Below are 15,206 nucleotides of genomic sequence, written 5' to 3'. Positions count from 1 at the left end.
ATTCTAGACCTTACTATGTTTTTTGACCCATGCACCAAACTGGATGTACCCGATGCCGACATTTGTTATTATCCTCATTTTTTAGACTTAAAAAAAGCGGATCATTATTTTAGGCTATTAAGGGAAACAACACCATGGCAGCAGGACAAAATAAAAGTTTTTGGAAAAGTATATCCACAACCCAGGTTAACCGCTCTTTTTGCGAATAATAAAAAACCTTATAGCTATTCCAATATTACCATGTACCCACATGAATTCAGTCCAGGATTAATTCAAATCAAACAAAAAATAGAGGAATTGGCCCCCGTAAAGTTCACTACCTGCCTTTTAAACCTATATCGGGATGGCAAGGACGGTAATGGTTGGCATGCCGACAATGAAAAGGAATTGGGACAAAATCCCGTTATTGCATCCGTAAGCCTTGGGGAACAACGTTATTTTCATTTAAAACACGATTACAGGCCAGAGCAAAAGCACAAACTTTTATTGGGTCATGGTAGTTTATTGTTGATGCAGGGCGAAACACAACATTTTTGGAAGCATCAAATCCCTAAGACCAGCAGAATTATAGGGGAGCGCATCAACCTGACTTTTCGCATCATACCATAAAAAATCGGTTATAAGAACCGATTTTTTTATTGCCCGAACCCAAGTCCATTACTGTCTTTAAAATATAGGCAACATATTTTAATGTCCTCATAATAAACTGTATCCAATACAGTTCAAAGGTCGTGCCAAACATATTTTGTCTGATTTATGCATTTTATGGTTTCCTTAAGGCCGTTATCCAAAAATGGCGTTCAAAACAGCGGCCAGCCGTACTCCTCCCTTTTGTAACTGATGCTCTACCGTACCCCACCATTTATAACCGTACCCATACCCTATTTTCTCACCCGCCGTTACGGATGCATAGAGCAGGTTGGCAATATCCCGGGATTCCTCTACCCAATCATAAATATCTCCCTTTTGCAACTCCTTTACCTGCGCTTTATTGATTTTTGGTAATTTTTCCGCAAGTTCCGTATAACTCATACCATAGTCCTCGATCATATTCAGGTCCCAAATTTTATGCAGATTGCTTTCCCTTCCGAACCATTGCACTTGCAAATCGTTACCACCTCTATCCTTAAGCCTTCCTACGTGCATGGGTTGGTGAAGGTCACCTATCAAATGCACCAATAACTTCAGGTAAAACGCCTTTTGGCCAGAAGGGCTATTTTGATCCTTTACAACGCTTATGCATTTATGGATACCCGTAATCAAATCACCATACTTACTGGGTGGTACCTCACCGTACTTCTTATCTTCCGGGAAATTCACATAATGCCAAGCGCTGAATTCCCTATATCTTTTATCCGCTTTAATTTCATCCCCAAAGTTGGAGATGGCAGCCAAACTTTGACCGTTCAATAATTTAGCAATGGCTTTTCTGGCCTTTCTGCTCAAATAGTTTTCAGCTACTTCCCCTATAACACGATGTCCGGTCTTGGACCATACCATATCATTGCCAAATGAGGCCTGAAATGCTAAAAATAAGATTAAAGTCAATCTTTTCATTATTTCACTTTTACCCAAAAATAAGGTATCGGATTGTAAAGCATTGTTAAATATAATGGGCCTGACCTTAAAACAAAATCGTACACGCATATATCCCGGAAAAAAATCAAAAAAAAGTAAAGAAAATTTAGGAGCAACTCCAACACTATTGTAAACCTCTAAATTTTGGCAGCATAATTATTTTTGATATATTTACGATATTAAAATAATATCATTATTATGAATACTGAAAAAAATTACAATCCGATGAACGGGTATGTTGTGCTATTTGTTTGTCTATTACTTCTTATTGGGGGAATCCCATTGTTACGAATATATATAGGTGTTTTTATGGTTTTTCTTGCGATACTCTGTATTCCCGGCTTTGTACTTGTTAATCCAAATAGTTCCAGGGTCCTTCTATTATTTGGAAAGTATGTGGGGACCATAAAAAAGAATGGATTCTTTTGGGTAAATCCTTTTTATTCTAAACGGAAGATTTCATTACGTGCCAGTAATTTTGATAGTGAACGACTAAAAGTGAACGATAAATTGGGAAATCCCGTGATGATAAGCACCATATTGGTCTGGAGAGTCACCAATACGTATAAAGCAGCATTTGATGTAGACGATTATCAGAATTTTGTTCGGGTACAGACCGATGCGGCGGTCAGAAAGTTGGCAAGTATGTATCCTTATGATAATTTCGCCGATGAAGGGCTTGTTGAAGATATAACGTTACGATCTAGTGTAAACGAGGTAAGCGAAGCCTTGGAGGCCGAAGTCCAAGAACGTCTTTCCATGGCGGGCATAGAGGTTTTAGAAGCTAGGATAGGATATTTGGCCTATGCCCAGGAAATAGCGAACGCTATGCTAAAAAGACAGCAGGCAACAGCTATTGTGGCAGCCAGGCATAAAATTGTGGAAGGGGCGGTAAGCATGGTGGAAATGGCCTTGGAAGAGTTGAATAAAAAAGAATCGGTAGCTTTGGACGAGGAACGTAAAGCGGCAATGGTGAGCAATCTTATGGTAGTCCTCTGTTCGGATAAAGACGTTTCGCCCGTAGTAAATACCGGTACTTTAAACCACTAGGAAAATGCGTATTTTCAATGAGACCCAACGTTTTGATCAATGGTGGATACGGCTAATTAATACGGGTTTGCTCGTATTTCTATCATTTTGTGCATACAAATGGTATATTGCCAATGAAGCCATTGGAAATGTAGGTTCAACGAACATAATCGGGCAATCCGTTATGGGTGTCTCCATAATTCCTATATTACTTTTATTCCATATAATGAGATTACGGACCCAAATAGACGAAAGAGGCGTACATTATCAATTTTTTCCATTCAATCTTTCTTATAGGACCATTCTTTGGAACGAAATGGAGAAGTGCTATATCAAAACCTATAATCCTCTCAAAGAGTACGGTGGTTGGGGGTACCGCTCTTCAATGGGCAAAAAAGGCAGTGCCATCAACATAAAGGGAAACCAGGGCATTCAGATAGCATTTAAATCGGGGAAAAGATTATTGATCGGCACTCAAAAAGAAACGGACGCATTAAAAGTTATTCGGCGTCACTTCAAGGCAGTTGATGAATGAGCAAGAAAAAGGGATTTGCATTACGGATAAATGAAGATATGCTCAAAGCAATCGAAAAATGGGCTACGGACGAGTTCCGTAGTACCAATGGTCAAATTGAGTGGATGCTAATGAAAAGTCTAAAAGAAGCCAAAAGAACACCAAAAAAGAAGGGGGAAGCTAAATAATTTTGGGATTTTTTTAACGCAGTAAACTCCTAACTTTGTTTGCTAATTCCACCCAAAAATGATCAGGATCTTAAGTGCGATCGCACTTTTATCGTCATATAGCAACGCTTATGCCCAAGACCTTGAAAAATCATTTACCGTAAAACATACCACGGACAAGATTACGATAGATGGTGTTTTGGAAGAATCCGTTTGGCAGACTGCCGAAAGTGCGGGGCAATTTCAACAGTATTTTCCATCGGATGATGTGCCGGCACGCTACCAGACCGATATTCGAATACTTACGGATGATAAAACACTGTATGTGGGCATTAAGGTATATACCCCTGGAAATGACTATGTAATCCCCTCCCTTGAGCGGGATTTCAGGGCAGGTGGCAATGATAATATCAGTATTATTTTTGATACTTTTAACGACGGCACCAATGCCTTTCTCTTCGGTATTAATCCATATGGTGTTAGGCGTGAGGCCTTAATCTCAGGTGGAGGGCAAGGTCTAAGGGGTTTTACCACATCATGGGACGTAAAGTGGAGAGGGGAAAGTAAAATATTCGATGGCTATTATACCTCGGAAATGGCAATTCCCTTAACCTCTTTCAAATTTGCCGAAGGCGAGACCAAATGGCGGTTCCAGAGCTATCGGTTTGATATGCAATCCAATGAAAGGAGCAACTGGTTCATAATTCCCCAAAACCAAAGTGTCATCAATCTGGCCTTTATGGGAGATATGTATTTTGAAAAACCGCTGGGCAGGTCCAGGACACCGCTAACCCTGGTTCCTTATATCAATGCAATTGCCGATAAAGATTATACGACCAATGTTTCCGGAAATGACATTAAAATTGGTGGAGACGCCAAAATAGCGATCGGTAACGCCATGAATCTGGATATTACAGTTAATCCTGATTTCTCCAATGTTGAAGTGGATGATATTTTTACCAACCTCACAAGATTTGAGGTTTCCTTACCCGAAAGAAGGCAGTTTTTTGTAGATAATAATGATCTCTTCGGAAGCTTTGGGGGTGGCCGGGATGCCAATCCGTTTTTTTCCCGTCGTATCGGAATTGCTACGGACAGTGCCGGAAATTCTATCCAAAATGATATTCTGGGAGGACTACGGCTCAGTGGCAAACTCAACAAAAACCTCAGACTTGGATTTCTTACCGTTCAGACCGATAAAGATCGGGAACAGGAAATTGCGTCCAACAACAATTTAATGTTCGCCTTGCAACAAAAGATTTTTGCCCGATCCAATATTGGCATGTTCTTTATTAACAGACAATCTTTGGGCAATGAGGAGTTTATAAGAGAAGAAGATGTATACAATCGGGTCATCGGGATGGATTATAATCTGGTCAGCGAAAACAACGTATGGTCAGGTAAATTTTATTTGCACAAGTCATTTCAACCGGGAGATAGCAAGGGTAATTTTTCTGCCGGAGCTTTCTTAGGAAGAAATTCAAGATTTTGGAATGTTTTTAGTGATTTGGTCTATATAGGAGCGGATTTTCAATCGGATTTGGGTTTTATTAGAAGAACGGACATTATAAAATCGGCCACTTCCATACAAAGATCGTTTTGGCCGAAAAGCGGCTCCATTAACAATCATGGGGTAGAAATATTTCCCGTGATTACTTTACGACCGGGACTCGATTACAAAAAGACCGATCACGATATCAGGGTGCGCTATAGTTTTGATTTCAAGAATTTTTCGGAATTTGAATTTGAATATGTAAATAGAGGGATATTTTTAACGGATTCCTTCGATCCAACAGGAACCGAAGGAGCGGTGGAACTTCCCGGAAACAGAAATTATATTTTCGATGTGGCACGTTTAAGCTATCGATCCAACAGGGCCCGTATTTTTGCGTTCGAAGGGGACGTTTCCTATGGTGGCTTCTTTAACGGATCCCGTTTCTCCACAAGAGCAGAGGCCGTTTTGAGAATACAGCCCAAAATAAGGCTGGGCCTTGATATCAATTATGATAAAATAAGTCTTCCAAATCCTCATCCCAATGCAGATTTGTGGCTGGTAAGTCCAAGGGTGGGGATTACTTTTAACAAATCTATTTTTTGGTCCACACTTTTTCAATACAGCAATCAAAGGAACAATCTAGGTATCAATTCAAGATTACAATGGCGGTTTGCACCACTTTCTGATCTTTTCATCGTATATAACGATAATTACTCGGTCAATATATTTGAACCGAAATTTAGGTCCATAAATCTTAAATTTACCTATTGGTTAAATATCTAGAATGAAAATAAAAATACTCTGTTCAGATTTGGATGGTACTTTATTGACCACAAAAAGTGATGTTTCCGAAGTTACGATAGCAGAAATAGGTCGGATCAAAAATGAGGTCAAGGTCATTTTGGTATCGGCCAGAATGCCCAATGGTATGCGTTATCTTCAAAAGCGATTAAAAATTAACGACCAACCTTTGATCTGTTATAACGGAGCATTGATATTGGATGGGGAAAAGGAAAAATTATCCGTAACCATACCTCTGGAAATCGTTGCGAAGATCCATCAATTATCAGAACCCTTAAAAACCGATCTGGGTTTATATTATAAAGATGAATGGTATGTACCCAAAGATTCGGAAAGGGTCCAAAAAGAAACATTATACACCAGGACCGACCCGGTTTTTAAATCAACCTTAGAGACACTTTCGGATTGGGAAACAAGAGATGTAAGTGCGCATAAAATAATGTTGATGGGTACCAAGGAAGGTTCGGATAGATTAATGCCCATGTTGACCGATAAATTTTCATCTATATTGAATCTTTATCGTTCCAACGATACACTCATTGAAATAGCGCCCAAGGCCGTTTCCAAATTAAAGGCCATTGAACTTTTATTGTCGGGTAATGAAACCCTGGACGATGTATGGGCCTTTGGAGACAATTATAATGATATGGAGATGTTGAAAAAATGTGGTTTAGGTATAGCTGTTGCAAATGCCCGTGAAGAGGTAAAAACCATTGCGAATCATATCACCCTAAAAAATACCGAAAATGGAGTGGCCCATTTCTTAAACCAGCACCTAGTTATTTGATTATATTTGACAAACTACCAAAGCTTGTTTATGGAGACCGACCTTGCCCAACCTTTGATTACAGACGATACCATAGTTTTTGGACTTATAACACTTTGCCTGGGCTTTATTTTCTACACTTCCAGTATTAAGAGAGGGTTTTGGAGGAAGTTTTATTCCATTGTCCCGGCCGTATTGATGTGTTATTTATTACCTGCACTTTTGGCCAGCAGCGGATTAATATCGGACAAAAGTTCCAATCTATATTTTATGGCCAGTAGGTACTTACTTCCGGCAGCTTTGGTGCTCATGACATTGAGTATAGACTTAAAGGCTATTGCCAATTTGGGTTCAAAGGCACTCATCATGTTTTTAACCGGCAGTGTGGGAATTATTATTGGTGGGCCCATTGCCATTCTTATCGTTTCCATTTTTTCCCCGGAAACCGTGGCGGGAAATGATTTTGATGCGATTTGGAGAGGGCTGTCCACCATAGCCGGTAGTTGGATCGGTGGTGGTGCCAACCAAGCGGCCATGCTGGAAATTTTCCAATATACCCCCGAAAAGTATGGTGGTATGGTCTTGATAGACATTGTAGTGGCCAATGTTTGGATGGCAGTTATTCTATTGGGGGCGGGTAAAACAAAGAGAATCGACCACTGGTTGAAAGCGGATACCTCTGCTATTGAAACGTTAAAAATAAAGGTAACGGAATTTACGGAAAAAATAACCCGTGTACCCACCCTACAGGATTATATGATTATGCTAAGCCTAGCATTTTCGGCCGTTGGGATAGCCCATTTTTTTGGCAACAACATAAGCGAGTTCCTGAGTTCAGGTTTTGAAATAATCAATGATAAAAAAAGTTTTCTTTCCTTTTTAGGGTCCGGTTTCTTTTGGATGGTGGTCATAGCTACCACAATTGGTATTCTGTTATCATTTACGAAAATCAAAAACTATGAGGGGGCCGGGGCCAGTAAAATTGGTGGTATGTTCATTTATATTTTGGTAGCTACCATCGGTATGAAAATGGATTTGGGCAAAGTATTGGAAAATCCGGGACTTATTGCCATAGGTCTTATTTGGATAGCCATCCATGCCGGATTATTGATCCTTGTCGCAAAACTGATAAAAGCCCCTTATTTTTTCCTGGCGGTGGGCAGTCAAGCCAATGTAGGCGGTGCGGCATCCGCACCGGTCGTAGCTGCGGAGTTTCATCCTTCACTGACTTCGGTGGGGGTATTATTGGCCGTTCTTGGTTATGTTGTGGGCACGGGAGGTGCTTTGTTATGTGCTTATCTCATGGAAATTGCCTCCAAAATGTAGTTTATCTTTAATTTGACCAGGAATCCTTTGATCCATATTCCAAAAAAATAATGATATTTGCGACCTAAAATCGTGGCATGAAAAATATAATTACCGTTCTGGGCATCATTTTGCTTTTAAGCTCCTGTGGCAAGGACGATACCGTAAATACCATGACGGTAACCGGAAAAATAAAAGGCCTTAAAAAAGGAAAGTTGTACCTACAGCATGTACCCGATACCGTTCTTATATCTTTGGATTCCCTGATTATTGATGGCGACGGCAGTTTTACCTTTAAAACAGAACTGGAAAGCCCGGAAATATTCTATTTGTATCTGGACAAAAAGGACAACAATGACATTAATGACAGGATAACCTTTTTTGGAGAACCCGGTACTATTAATATTAATACGAACTGGAATACTTTTGACACCAATGTTAAGATAACAGGCTCTAAAAGTCACATAAAGTATAAGGAATATCGCAAGATTATGTCCAATGTCAACAAAAAGAGCCTGGAAATAATGATCAATGCACTACAAACAGAAGATTCTTTGAATCAAGTAAGTATTGATTCGGTAGAACGGCTCAGTGTCAGAAACACACAAAGGGGTTATGTCCATGCCATTAATTTTGCCATAAACAATAAGGATTCTTATGTGGCCCCTTATATTGCCTTAAAGGAAATTCCAGATGCCAACCCAAAATATTTAGATTCTATTTTAAGCATCTTAACTCCGGAAGTCGCTGCTTCCAAATATGGTAAGGCACTCCAAAAATATTTGGGGGAAAAACAATAAAAAAAGCATCCCATCCGGGATGCTTTTTTACAATACATTATTTTTTCTAGCCTAGTTTATTAAGCTCATCCACCAAGCCTTTTGCTTTTGTTTCCAGTTCTGAACGCACTTCTTTTAAATGTACCTTTCTATTTTCTACGTCCCTTTGGTTCACTTTAGCTATTAAATCGTCAAAGATGATTATGGCCCCATCAATAATTTTAGAGCCTTCCTTGGAATCCGGTTTATTATTGGCGGCTTCCACAATATAGACCGCCTCAATAATATCGCCTAGAACATTATTAATATCTTTTTTTAAATTCTTAATGCTTGCCATTACTATTTATTTTTGGCAAAAATACAATTTTAGAATTGTATGAAGTATAAGGAATCCTTAAATAGTAACCTCTAATAGTTTGGCCCCTTCCGTCTTGATCAGAATGTTAGGGGAACATGCCGGTATCAAAATTGTTTCGCCCTTCCTTACATCAACCTCTTCATTTATGGCCTTTACTTTAGCATTTCCGCCTACACACATATAAATTGTAAATGAATCCCGGTCCGTAGCATCAATAAAAAAATCTTTCGTCAGGTTTAGGAAATTCGTTTTAAAGTACGGACAATCCACCATGAAGTTTGAAGCTTCCATAGCATTATCGTACTTTACTTTAAAATCGTCCTTTTTTTCATAATCTATGGCATCCAAGGCCAGTTCTGTATGTAGTTCCCTTAAATTACCGTTTTTATCTTTTCTGTTAAAATCAAAAACACGATAAGTGATGTCCGAGGTCTGTTGGATTTCTGCCAATAACACGCCTGCTCCAATGGCATGGACCTTACCTGTATTTATAAAGAAAGTGTCTCCCTCTTTAACAGGTTCGTAATTCAATAATTCCAACAATTTGTCCTCTTCCAGGCTTTTGGAATATTCGGCCTTGGTTACGTTTTTATTAAAGCCTACAATAAGTTCCGCCTCCGGGTCGGCATCCATAATGTACCACATCTCGGTTTTCCCAAAAGAACCATGTCTCTTTTTTGCCAATTCATCATTAGGGTGCAATTGAATGGAAAGATCCTTTTTGGCATCTATAAACTTGATCAAAATAGGGAAATCCGTCCCAAACCTATCCACCACACTTTTACCCAAAAGAGCTTGGGGATTCTGATCTATAAGCTCTTGCAAAGAGATGTTCGCCAGATTTCCATTGGCCACCACCGAAACATCACCGGAGACTGTTGAGAGTTCCCAACTTTCACCGGTAATATCGTTATTTATGGGTTTGTCCAGGACTTCTTTTAATTTGGTTCCGCCCCATAGACGTTCCTTTAAAATAGGCTTAAATTTTAAGGGGTATAAATTCATCATCGATTATCCTGAAAAGGTTACAAAATTACGTGGGGTTTCATAAAGGACCACTTCCAACAGATGATCTGCGTCAATATGTGGTCTTAGTTTGTTCCAAACAACAATGGCAATATTTTCGGCCGTGGGATTCAAATCCTTAAATTCCGGAACTTCTATGTTTAAATTCTTATGATCAAAAGCATCCTCTATCTCTGTTTTTATCAAGGTTTTCAATATTTTCATATCCATCACAAATCCTGTCTCGGGATCTATTTCCCCATAGACACTAACGATCAACTCATAATTATGGCCATGAAAATTTGGATTACTGCATTTGCCGAATATGGAATCGTTTTTACCGTCTGACCAATCTTTTCTGTACAGTCTGTGTGCCGCATTAAAATGCGCTTTTCTACTAACCTTTATTTTCATTTAGCCGTATATTATCTAGTAAATATTGGTAGAACTTTTCAAAGATTATTTTGAACCATACCGTATAATCCCGGGGGTTGTCCTCTATATCTTTTTTTATGGTTTCCGGTTTCATCCATTTCCAATCCCCTACTTCATCGGTATTTATATGGGGTGCTTCGTTAGCATACCCGATCATTACATGATCTAGTTCATGTTCGGTTAGGCCATTATCAAAAGGAGCTTTATAGATGAAAGAAAAAAGTTCCTTCAATTCGGTGGAAAAACCCATTTCTTCACGAAGTCGCCTCTTGCCTGCTTCAATATTGCTCTCCCCCACTCGTTGATGGCTGCAACAGGTATTGGTCCATAACAAAGGGGAATGATATTTATGCGCAGCTCTTTGCTGTAGCATAATTTCTCCGCTGTCATTCAAAACAAAAACTGAAAATGCCCTATGTAATTCCGCTTTTTCATGGGCTTCCATTTTGGGCATGGTCCCGATCTGCTCATCATTTTCATTAACGAGAATCACTTCTTCTTCCTTCATTATGTAAAAATAAGGTCTTTACACAATTTAAGTATACGTGTTTGAAAAAAAGAACAAAGAATAATTGCCTAAATCAGCTAGAAGAACCTTGGTGATTTTAGATTGTTCTTGGAAGAAATAAAATCATATCTTAATATGACCTCGAAAGAACCGTCATTGAAAGCGGCACTGCCCAACTCCGTCGTTTCCCTGTCATAGGCTATGCCGATAAGAAATTTTTTGCTGAGATTAAACCCGGCCATACCACTAAAAGCTGCATCCCATCTATAGGCCGCTCCCACAATAAATTTTTCATTGAGCATAAAATTGGCGGACAGATCCACCTGCAAGGGAGCTCCTTGCACCACCTTGGTAAGAAGGGTAGGCTTAAACTTTACCAAGGGGGTCAAATCCCATACATATCCCGTAATGAAATAAAAATTCATTTGCTCTTTGGCGGTAGAGAGCGAAGATTCCTCAAAATGGGAGGTTTCCAAAAATCTGGGAACCGATAAACCCGCATAAAATTTATTGGTACGGTAATATACTCCCGCTCCAATGTTGGGAGTTAATCTTTTATCTATATTTTGTAATAAGATCGGGTCGGAGGAGAATTCATCCAGTTCGGAAAAACGAACATCCAAAAGATTGGCACTGCCTTTTAAACCAAAACTCAACCTCCCTTCCGTAGATGTCCAAATCGTATAGGAAAAGTCTATGTCGAGGTTGGTTTCCGATGTCGGTCCAATTTTATCGTTTACAACGGAAAACCCTAAACCCACACCCCGATACCCGATCGGGGAATGCACATTAAGGGTCTGTGTAACCGGAGCTCCTTCCAATCCCACCCATTGGGACCTATGTAAAAGCCCGATACTTATTTGTCCGCGAGAACCTGCATAACCAGGGTTTACACTTACCGTATTGTACATATACTGTGTATATTGGGCATCTTGTTGCGCATATCCCATCATTCCCATAACAAGGCATAGCAAGAGTAGTCCAAAAGATGGTTTTGTAGCTAGAACTAAGGTTGATTTAAAATTGAACATTGCTCTTATCTATTAATATAAATATATCCTGTAAGGGTCTTCATGGCTCCATTGTCCTCGTAATCCAATATATAGAAATACGTTCCTACGGGTAGTTTATTGTCCTCATTAACCGTGACACGCCCCTGGGAGGTTCCGTCAAAAACATTACCATTGGTATTGTACGCTCTGGTCGTGAACACGGAAACGCCCCATCTGTTATAAATTTTCAAGGTATTGTTCGGATAGTTCTCAAGACCGTCTATTCGTAGTACATCATGCACATTATCCCCATTAGGTGTAATTACATTGATTACTTTTACGTTTTCCGCTTGTTCTCCTAAATCCGAATCCAAATAATTGGGAATGCCATCTCCGTTGCTGTCATCATTTGCGTAGTTACCGTCCAAGTCCAAGTCCTCATCAATGGTTTCAATACCGTCATCGTCATCATCGCTATCCCTATAATCGGATTCATCATCATTATCCGTATTCGGTAATTGACCATATGGGTCGTCCAACTCATCGTTCACATCAATATCAACGGTAGTCGTTCCTTCATACCCATCGTCCAAACCATCATCATCTTTGTCAGACCCAATATACATTGTATCCGCGATGCCATCATGATCAAAGTCATGGGCCTCTATATTGTCCGGCACATTATCATTATCACTATCGGCATCAAGGTAATCGGGTAAACTATCAAAATCCGTATCGACCGGGAATAGACCTAAAATACCATTGTCCTCATAAGCATCGTCCAAACCATTACCATTAACATCCACTCCACTAGGTGCAATATAATCTACCGTGGTCTGTGCTTCTATATTATCAGGGATCCCATCATCATCACTATCAATATCCAGATAATCCGCAAATCCGTCACTATCTGAATCTGTTGGATCTGTAGAAGGGTCATTATCGCCATCCAAATTCAAGTCTTCAAAACTATCTACGATTCCATCATCATCGGAATCCAAATCCGATACATCCGTTACCACTACGGTGATGGTTGCGGTACTACAATTTGATAGGTTATCACAAAGTGTATAGGTAAAAGAGTCCGTTCCTACATAGCCACCATTGGGAGTATAGGTAATATTGTCATCCGATGGATCATTCGGTGTTCCATTGTCATTGTGTGCTACGCTACCGTCCGTTGGAGCGGTATTTGTAAACGTACCTAAGGTCGGTATATCATTGTCATTGGCCAATATATCAATAACGGCAGGTGTATCTTCATTAGTCGCCACGGAATCATCGATTGCATCCACTATCGGCAATACATCAATCGTTACCGTAGCGGTACTACAATCACCGGATTGGTTACATATGGTATAATCAAAACTATCCGAACCATTATAATCGGGATTCGGTGTATAGGTAACGATATCATCTGTTGGATCGTTCGGTGTTCCATTGTCATTGATACTGACCGAGCCATCCGTCGGATTTGTTGTGGTCAATGAACCCGTCACAGGTAAATCCGAATCATTTGCATAAATATCTATAATTACGGGAATATCCTCATCGGTACTCACAAGGTCATCGGCCAAAGTAGCCGCTTGCTGTAAACAGACCACCGTAAAATTGGGCAAGCTTGTATCATTCCCTACTTTGGTAACGGTGGCGGTATATCTAATAACGGTCTCCGTGGCCGTAACAGTTGGATTTAATTGATTTCCCAAAACGGCAGGAGTCCAACTTACCGTTGCTCCCGAGACCACATTGGCGGAAATATCCAGCGTCACTTGATTGTCCGGGGCATTGCAATCCGTTACTATAAAATAGCCCGTGGCATTTGACCCACATAAGGTACCGTCATAGGTCGCAAAATAAATGCCCGGAACGGTCGCTTCATAAAAGAAATCGGTTCCCAATACGGTAGATGTATCGGAAGCTTCAAACCAACGATAATTATTCTCATCGCCACTGCTGGGTGCCTGCAATAAAAATTGCGCATGGGATACCGCAATCCCCAGCAATGTAAAAACGAAGCTGAGGAATAGTTTTTTATATGTGTTGATCGGTTTCAAATTGATTTGGGGTCGGATTTTATTATTTTACAACGAATACAACATTTATTAAAGAATTATAGTCCAATGGCTGACCAATTATATCATATTCCATAACACCACTAGCATTAATCTCTATATTCGCAAAAACTGCCGGATCAAAATAGGTAACATAATAGTATAACTCATTTGCTGCATAAATAGGTATAGTGCTTGGAGCTCCATTACTAGCTATTGTATTTGCAGAAGCGAACTGAGCTACGTATTCAGCATATAAATCTTTTGTTTCATCAACTATATTCGTTGATGCATCTATTTCTATCGAAGGAGGATAAAAAATTCTTCCCGATGCAGAGGTAATTGGAATTATGGCTTGAACCACATCCTCTACGGTAGTCTCGTTGGTGCTATCCCCATTAGAATCTACCGGTGATACCAGATTTACCTCATTGGCACCCTGATCATCGGCTGAAGCCACCCATCCTGTACTTGTGTATATATATACCTGATCATCATCCGTATTATAAGCAGAAGAACCGATCGCTGCTGTTGTAATAGCGGTAATTTCCGCAGTAGTTCCAGTAGGCATTCCTGTTACCGAATCTGCATCAAGCTGTGCGTTCCCTGCAAAGACGGTCACTAAAAAAATGATAATTAGAATTGTATTTTTCATTGGTGTGTTTTTGTAATCTTAATTAATTATTAGTTTGGTATGATTATCACTGTAAACATGAAGTCTAGGTCAATATCGTCTTTTTGTGTGGTACCATTATCACTATCGCCTATATTAACCTTAAAGCCAGTTGTTTGCTGATCGTAATAAGTAATACCTGGATCATCATAATCAGCTCCTGAATTGCCAGGGCAATCCCCTCCACAATCAGGAATTGTAAGCTGAATAATATAGTTTGCATTTGACAATGCTGTGGAAAAAGTAACCTGATAATCCCCTTCAGGGCCACCGGAACCGTTATTCGTAGTTATTTTGGTAATCGCTGCGTTGTATATTGCCGCTGTAGTTCCATTGGCATTTACTTTTCCAGTAGCATAGATTTGTGGTAAAGCCGCGAAAGCCGCTAGGGCATCTTGGACATTAGTTTCGTCTGTACCATCATTATCAACGTCAATATCCGTTGCTAAATCTACATCGTCTGCTTCTTGAAGTACCAATTCCCAATCTGTTCCATTCCATCTCATCAATTGGCCATCAACAGTACCATCTGCAAGTTTATCTAATGTAACGGCATCGTCGGATATCGTAAGGGCCACGTCGCCGGTCACGTCCCCGGTATGCGTAGCGTTGGTGACCTTCGCAGTGTTCGCCGCAATGGCCGCCGCCTGGGCACCCGTTATCGTAGTAGGCTTGTTCAGTATGAAATCGTCGGCCGTCACGGTGGTCTGGTTCCAGTCCGATTGTACGTTCTGCTCCGCATCGGGG

17 protein-coding genes are annotated in these 15,206 nt (G+C 40.0%); 8 read left to right on the top strand and 9 right to left on the bottom strand.

Annotated elements, in window-relative coordinates; genetic code table 11:
• The first annotated feature begins 15 nt into the window (after nt 1–15).
• Nucleotides 16–609 (top strand): alpha-ketoglutarate-dependent dioxygenase AlkB family protein, encoded by a 594-nt coding sequence (locus tag ACKWB9_RS11825; RefSeq protein WP_414003228.1) that lies wholly within the window; start codon nt 16–18, stop codon nt 607–609.
• Between the two features lie 174 nt (nt 610–783).
• Here ACKWB9_RS11825 and ACKWB9_RS11820 read toward each other — a convergent pair whose 3' ends face one another.
• Nucleotides 784–1,557, bottom strand: a complete 774-nt coding sequence (locus tag ACKWB9_RS11820) for a S1/P1 nuclease (protein ID WP_414003227.1) — start codon at nt 1,555–1,557, stop codon at nt 784–786.
• Between the two features lie 219 nt (nt 1,558–1,776).
• Between ACKWB9_RS11820 and ACKWB9_RS11815 the strand changes: the two genes are divergently transcribed.
• From ACKWB9_RS11815 to ACKWB9_RS11785, 7 genes are all read left to right on the top strand, one after another.
• Nucleotides 1,777–2,628 (top strand): SPFH domain-containing protein, encoded by an 852-nt coding sequence (locus ACKWB9_RS11815; RefSeq protein ID WP_414003226.1) that lies wholly within the window; start codon nt 1,777–1,779, stop codon nt 2,626–2,628.
• A 4-nt stretch (nt 2,629–2,632) separates the two neighbouring features.
• Nucleotides 2,633–3,142: a hypothetical protein gene (locus ACKWB9_RS11810; protein WP_414003225.1), complete on the top strand. Its 510-nt coding sequence runs from the start codon at nt 2,633–2,635 to the stop codon at nt 3,140–3,142.
• Entirely contained in the window at nt 3,139–3,309 is a 171-nt protein-coding gene (locus tag ACKWB9_RS11805; protein ID WP_414003224.1) for a type II toxin-antitoxin system antitoxin, read from the top strand. Before ACKWB9_RS11810 ends, ACKWB9_RS11805 begins: the two co-directional genes overlap by 4 nt.
• Before the next feature lie 58 nt (nt 3,310–3,367).
• Nucleotides 3,368–5,566 (top strand): DUF5916 domain-containing protein, encoded by a 2,199-nt coding sequence (locus ACKWB9_RS11800; protein WP_414003223.1) that lies wholly within the window; start codon nt 3,368–3,370, stop codon nt 5,564–5,566.
• 1 nt (nt 5,567) lies between these two features.
• Nucleotides 5,568–6,371 carry an HAD family hydrolase gene (locus ACKWB9_RS11795; protein ID WP_414003222.1) on the top strand — a complete coding sequence of 268 codons (804 nt, stop codon included), beginning with the start codon at nt 5,568–5,570 and terminating at the stop codon, nt 6,369–6,371.
• 30 nt (nt 6,372–6,401) lie between these two features.
• Nucleotides 6,402–7,676: a DUF819 family protein gene (locus ACKWB9_RS11790; RefSeq protein ID WP_414003221.1), complete on the top strand. Its 1,275-nt coding sequence runs from the start codon at nt 6,402–6,404 to the stop codon at nt 7,674–7,676.
• Between the two features lie 77 nt (nt 7,677–7,753).
• Entirely contained in the window at nt 7,754–8,455 is a 702-nt protein-coding gene (locus ACKWB9_RS11785) for a DUF4369 domain-containing protein (protein ID WP_414003220.1), read from the top strand.
• Between the two features lie 46 nt (nt 8,456–8,501).
• On the opposite strand, the gene ACKWB9_RS11780 is transcribed toward ACKWB9_RS11785, so the two are convergent.
• The 8 genes from ACKWB9_RS11780 to ACKWB9_RS11745 form a co-directional block, all read right to left on the bottom strand.
• Nucleotides 8,502–8,771 carry a hypothetical protein gene (locus ACKWB9_RS11780; protein WP_414003219.1) on the bottom strand — a complete coding sequence of 90 codons (270 nt, stop codon included), beginning with the start codon at nt 8,769–8,771 and terminating at the stop codon, nt 8,502–8,504.
• A 57-nt stretch (nt 8,772–8,828) separates the two neighbouring features.
• Complete coding sequence (locus ACKWB9_RS11775; RefSeq protein WP_414003358.1) at nt 8,829–9,797, bottom strand: type I phosphomannose isomerase catalytic subunit; 969 nt, start codon at nt 9,795–9,797, stop codon at nt 8,829–8,831.
• A 6-nt stretch (nt 9,798–9,803) separates the two neighbouring features.
• Complete coding sequence (locus ACKWB9_RS11770; RefSeq protein ID WP_414003218.1) at nt 9,804–10,211, bottom strand: 6-pyruvoyl trahydropterin synthase family protein; 408 nt, start codon at nt 10,209–10,211, stop codon at nt 9,804–9,806.
• A complete protein-coding gene (gene idi, locus ACKWB9_RS11765; protein WP_414003217.1) occupies nt 10,195–10,740 on the bottom strand; it encodes an isopentenyl-diphosphate Delta-isomerase in 546 nt (181 codons plus the stop codon). The genes ACKWB9_RS11770 and idi overlap by 17 nt, the downstream gene beginning before the upstream one ends.
• A 77-nt stretch (nt 10,741–10,817) precedes the next feature.
• Complete coding sequence (locus tag ACKWB9_RS11760) at nt 10,818–11,771, bottom strand: PorP/SprF family type IX secretion system membrane protein (RefSeq protein ID WP_414003216.1); 954 nt, start codon at nt 11,769–11,771, stop codon at nt 10,818–10,820.
• Nucleotides 11,772–11,776: 5 nt separating this feature from the next.
• Nucleotides 11,777–13,789 (bottom strand): Ig-like domain-containing protein, encoded by a 2,013-nt coding sequence (locus tag ACKWB9_RS11755; RefSeq protein WP_414003215.1) that lies wholly within the window; start codon nt 13,787–13,789, stop codon nt 11,777–11,779.
• Between the two features lie 22 nt (nt 13,790–13,811).
• The gene (locus ACKWB9_RS11750; RefSeq protein WP_414003214.1) at nt 13,812–14,441 is read right to left on the bottom strand and encodes a hypothetical protein; all 630 of its coding nucleotides are present in this window, start codon (nt 14,439–14,441) and stop codon (nt 13,812–13,814) included.
• Nucleotides 14,442–14,470: 29 nt separating this feature from the next.
• Nucleotides 14,471–15,206, bottom strand: a 736-nt coding sequence (locus ACKWB9_RS11745; RefSeq protein ID WP_414003213.1) for a hypothetical protein, incomplete at its 5' end; no start/stop codon positions are given.

The organism is Maribacter spongiae, assembly GCF_047345125.1.
Lineage (GTDB): Bacteria > Bacteroidota > Bacteroidia > Flavobacteriales > Flavobacteriaceae > Maribacter.
This window is presented reverse-complemented; position numbering and strand designations above follow the sequence as displayed.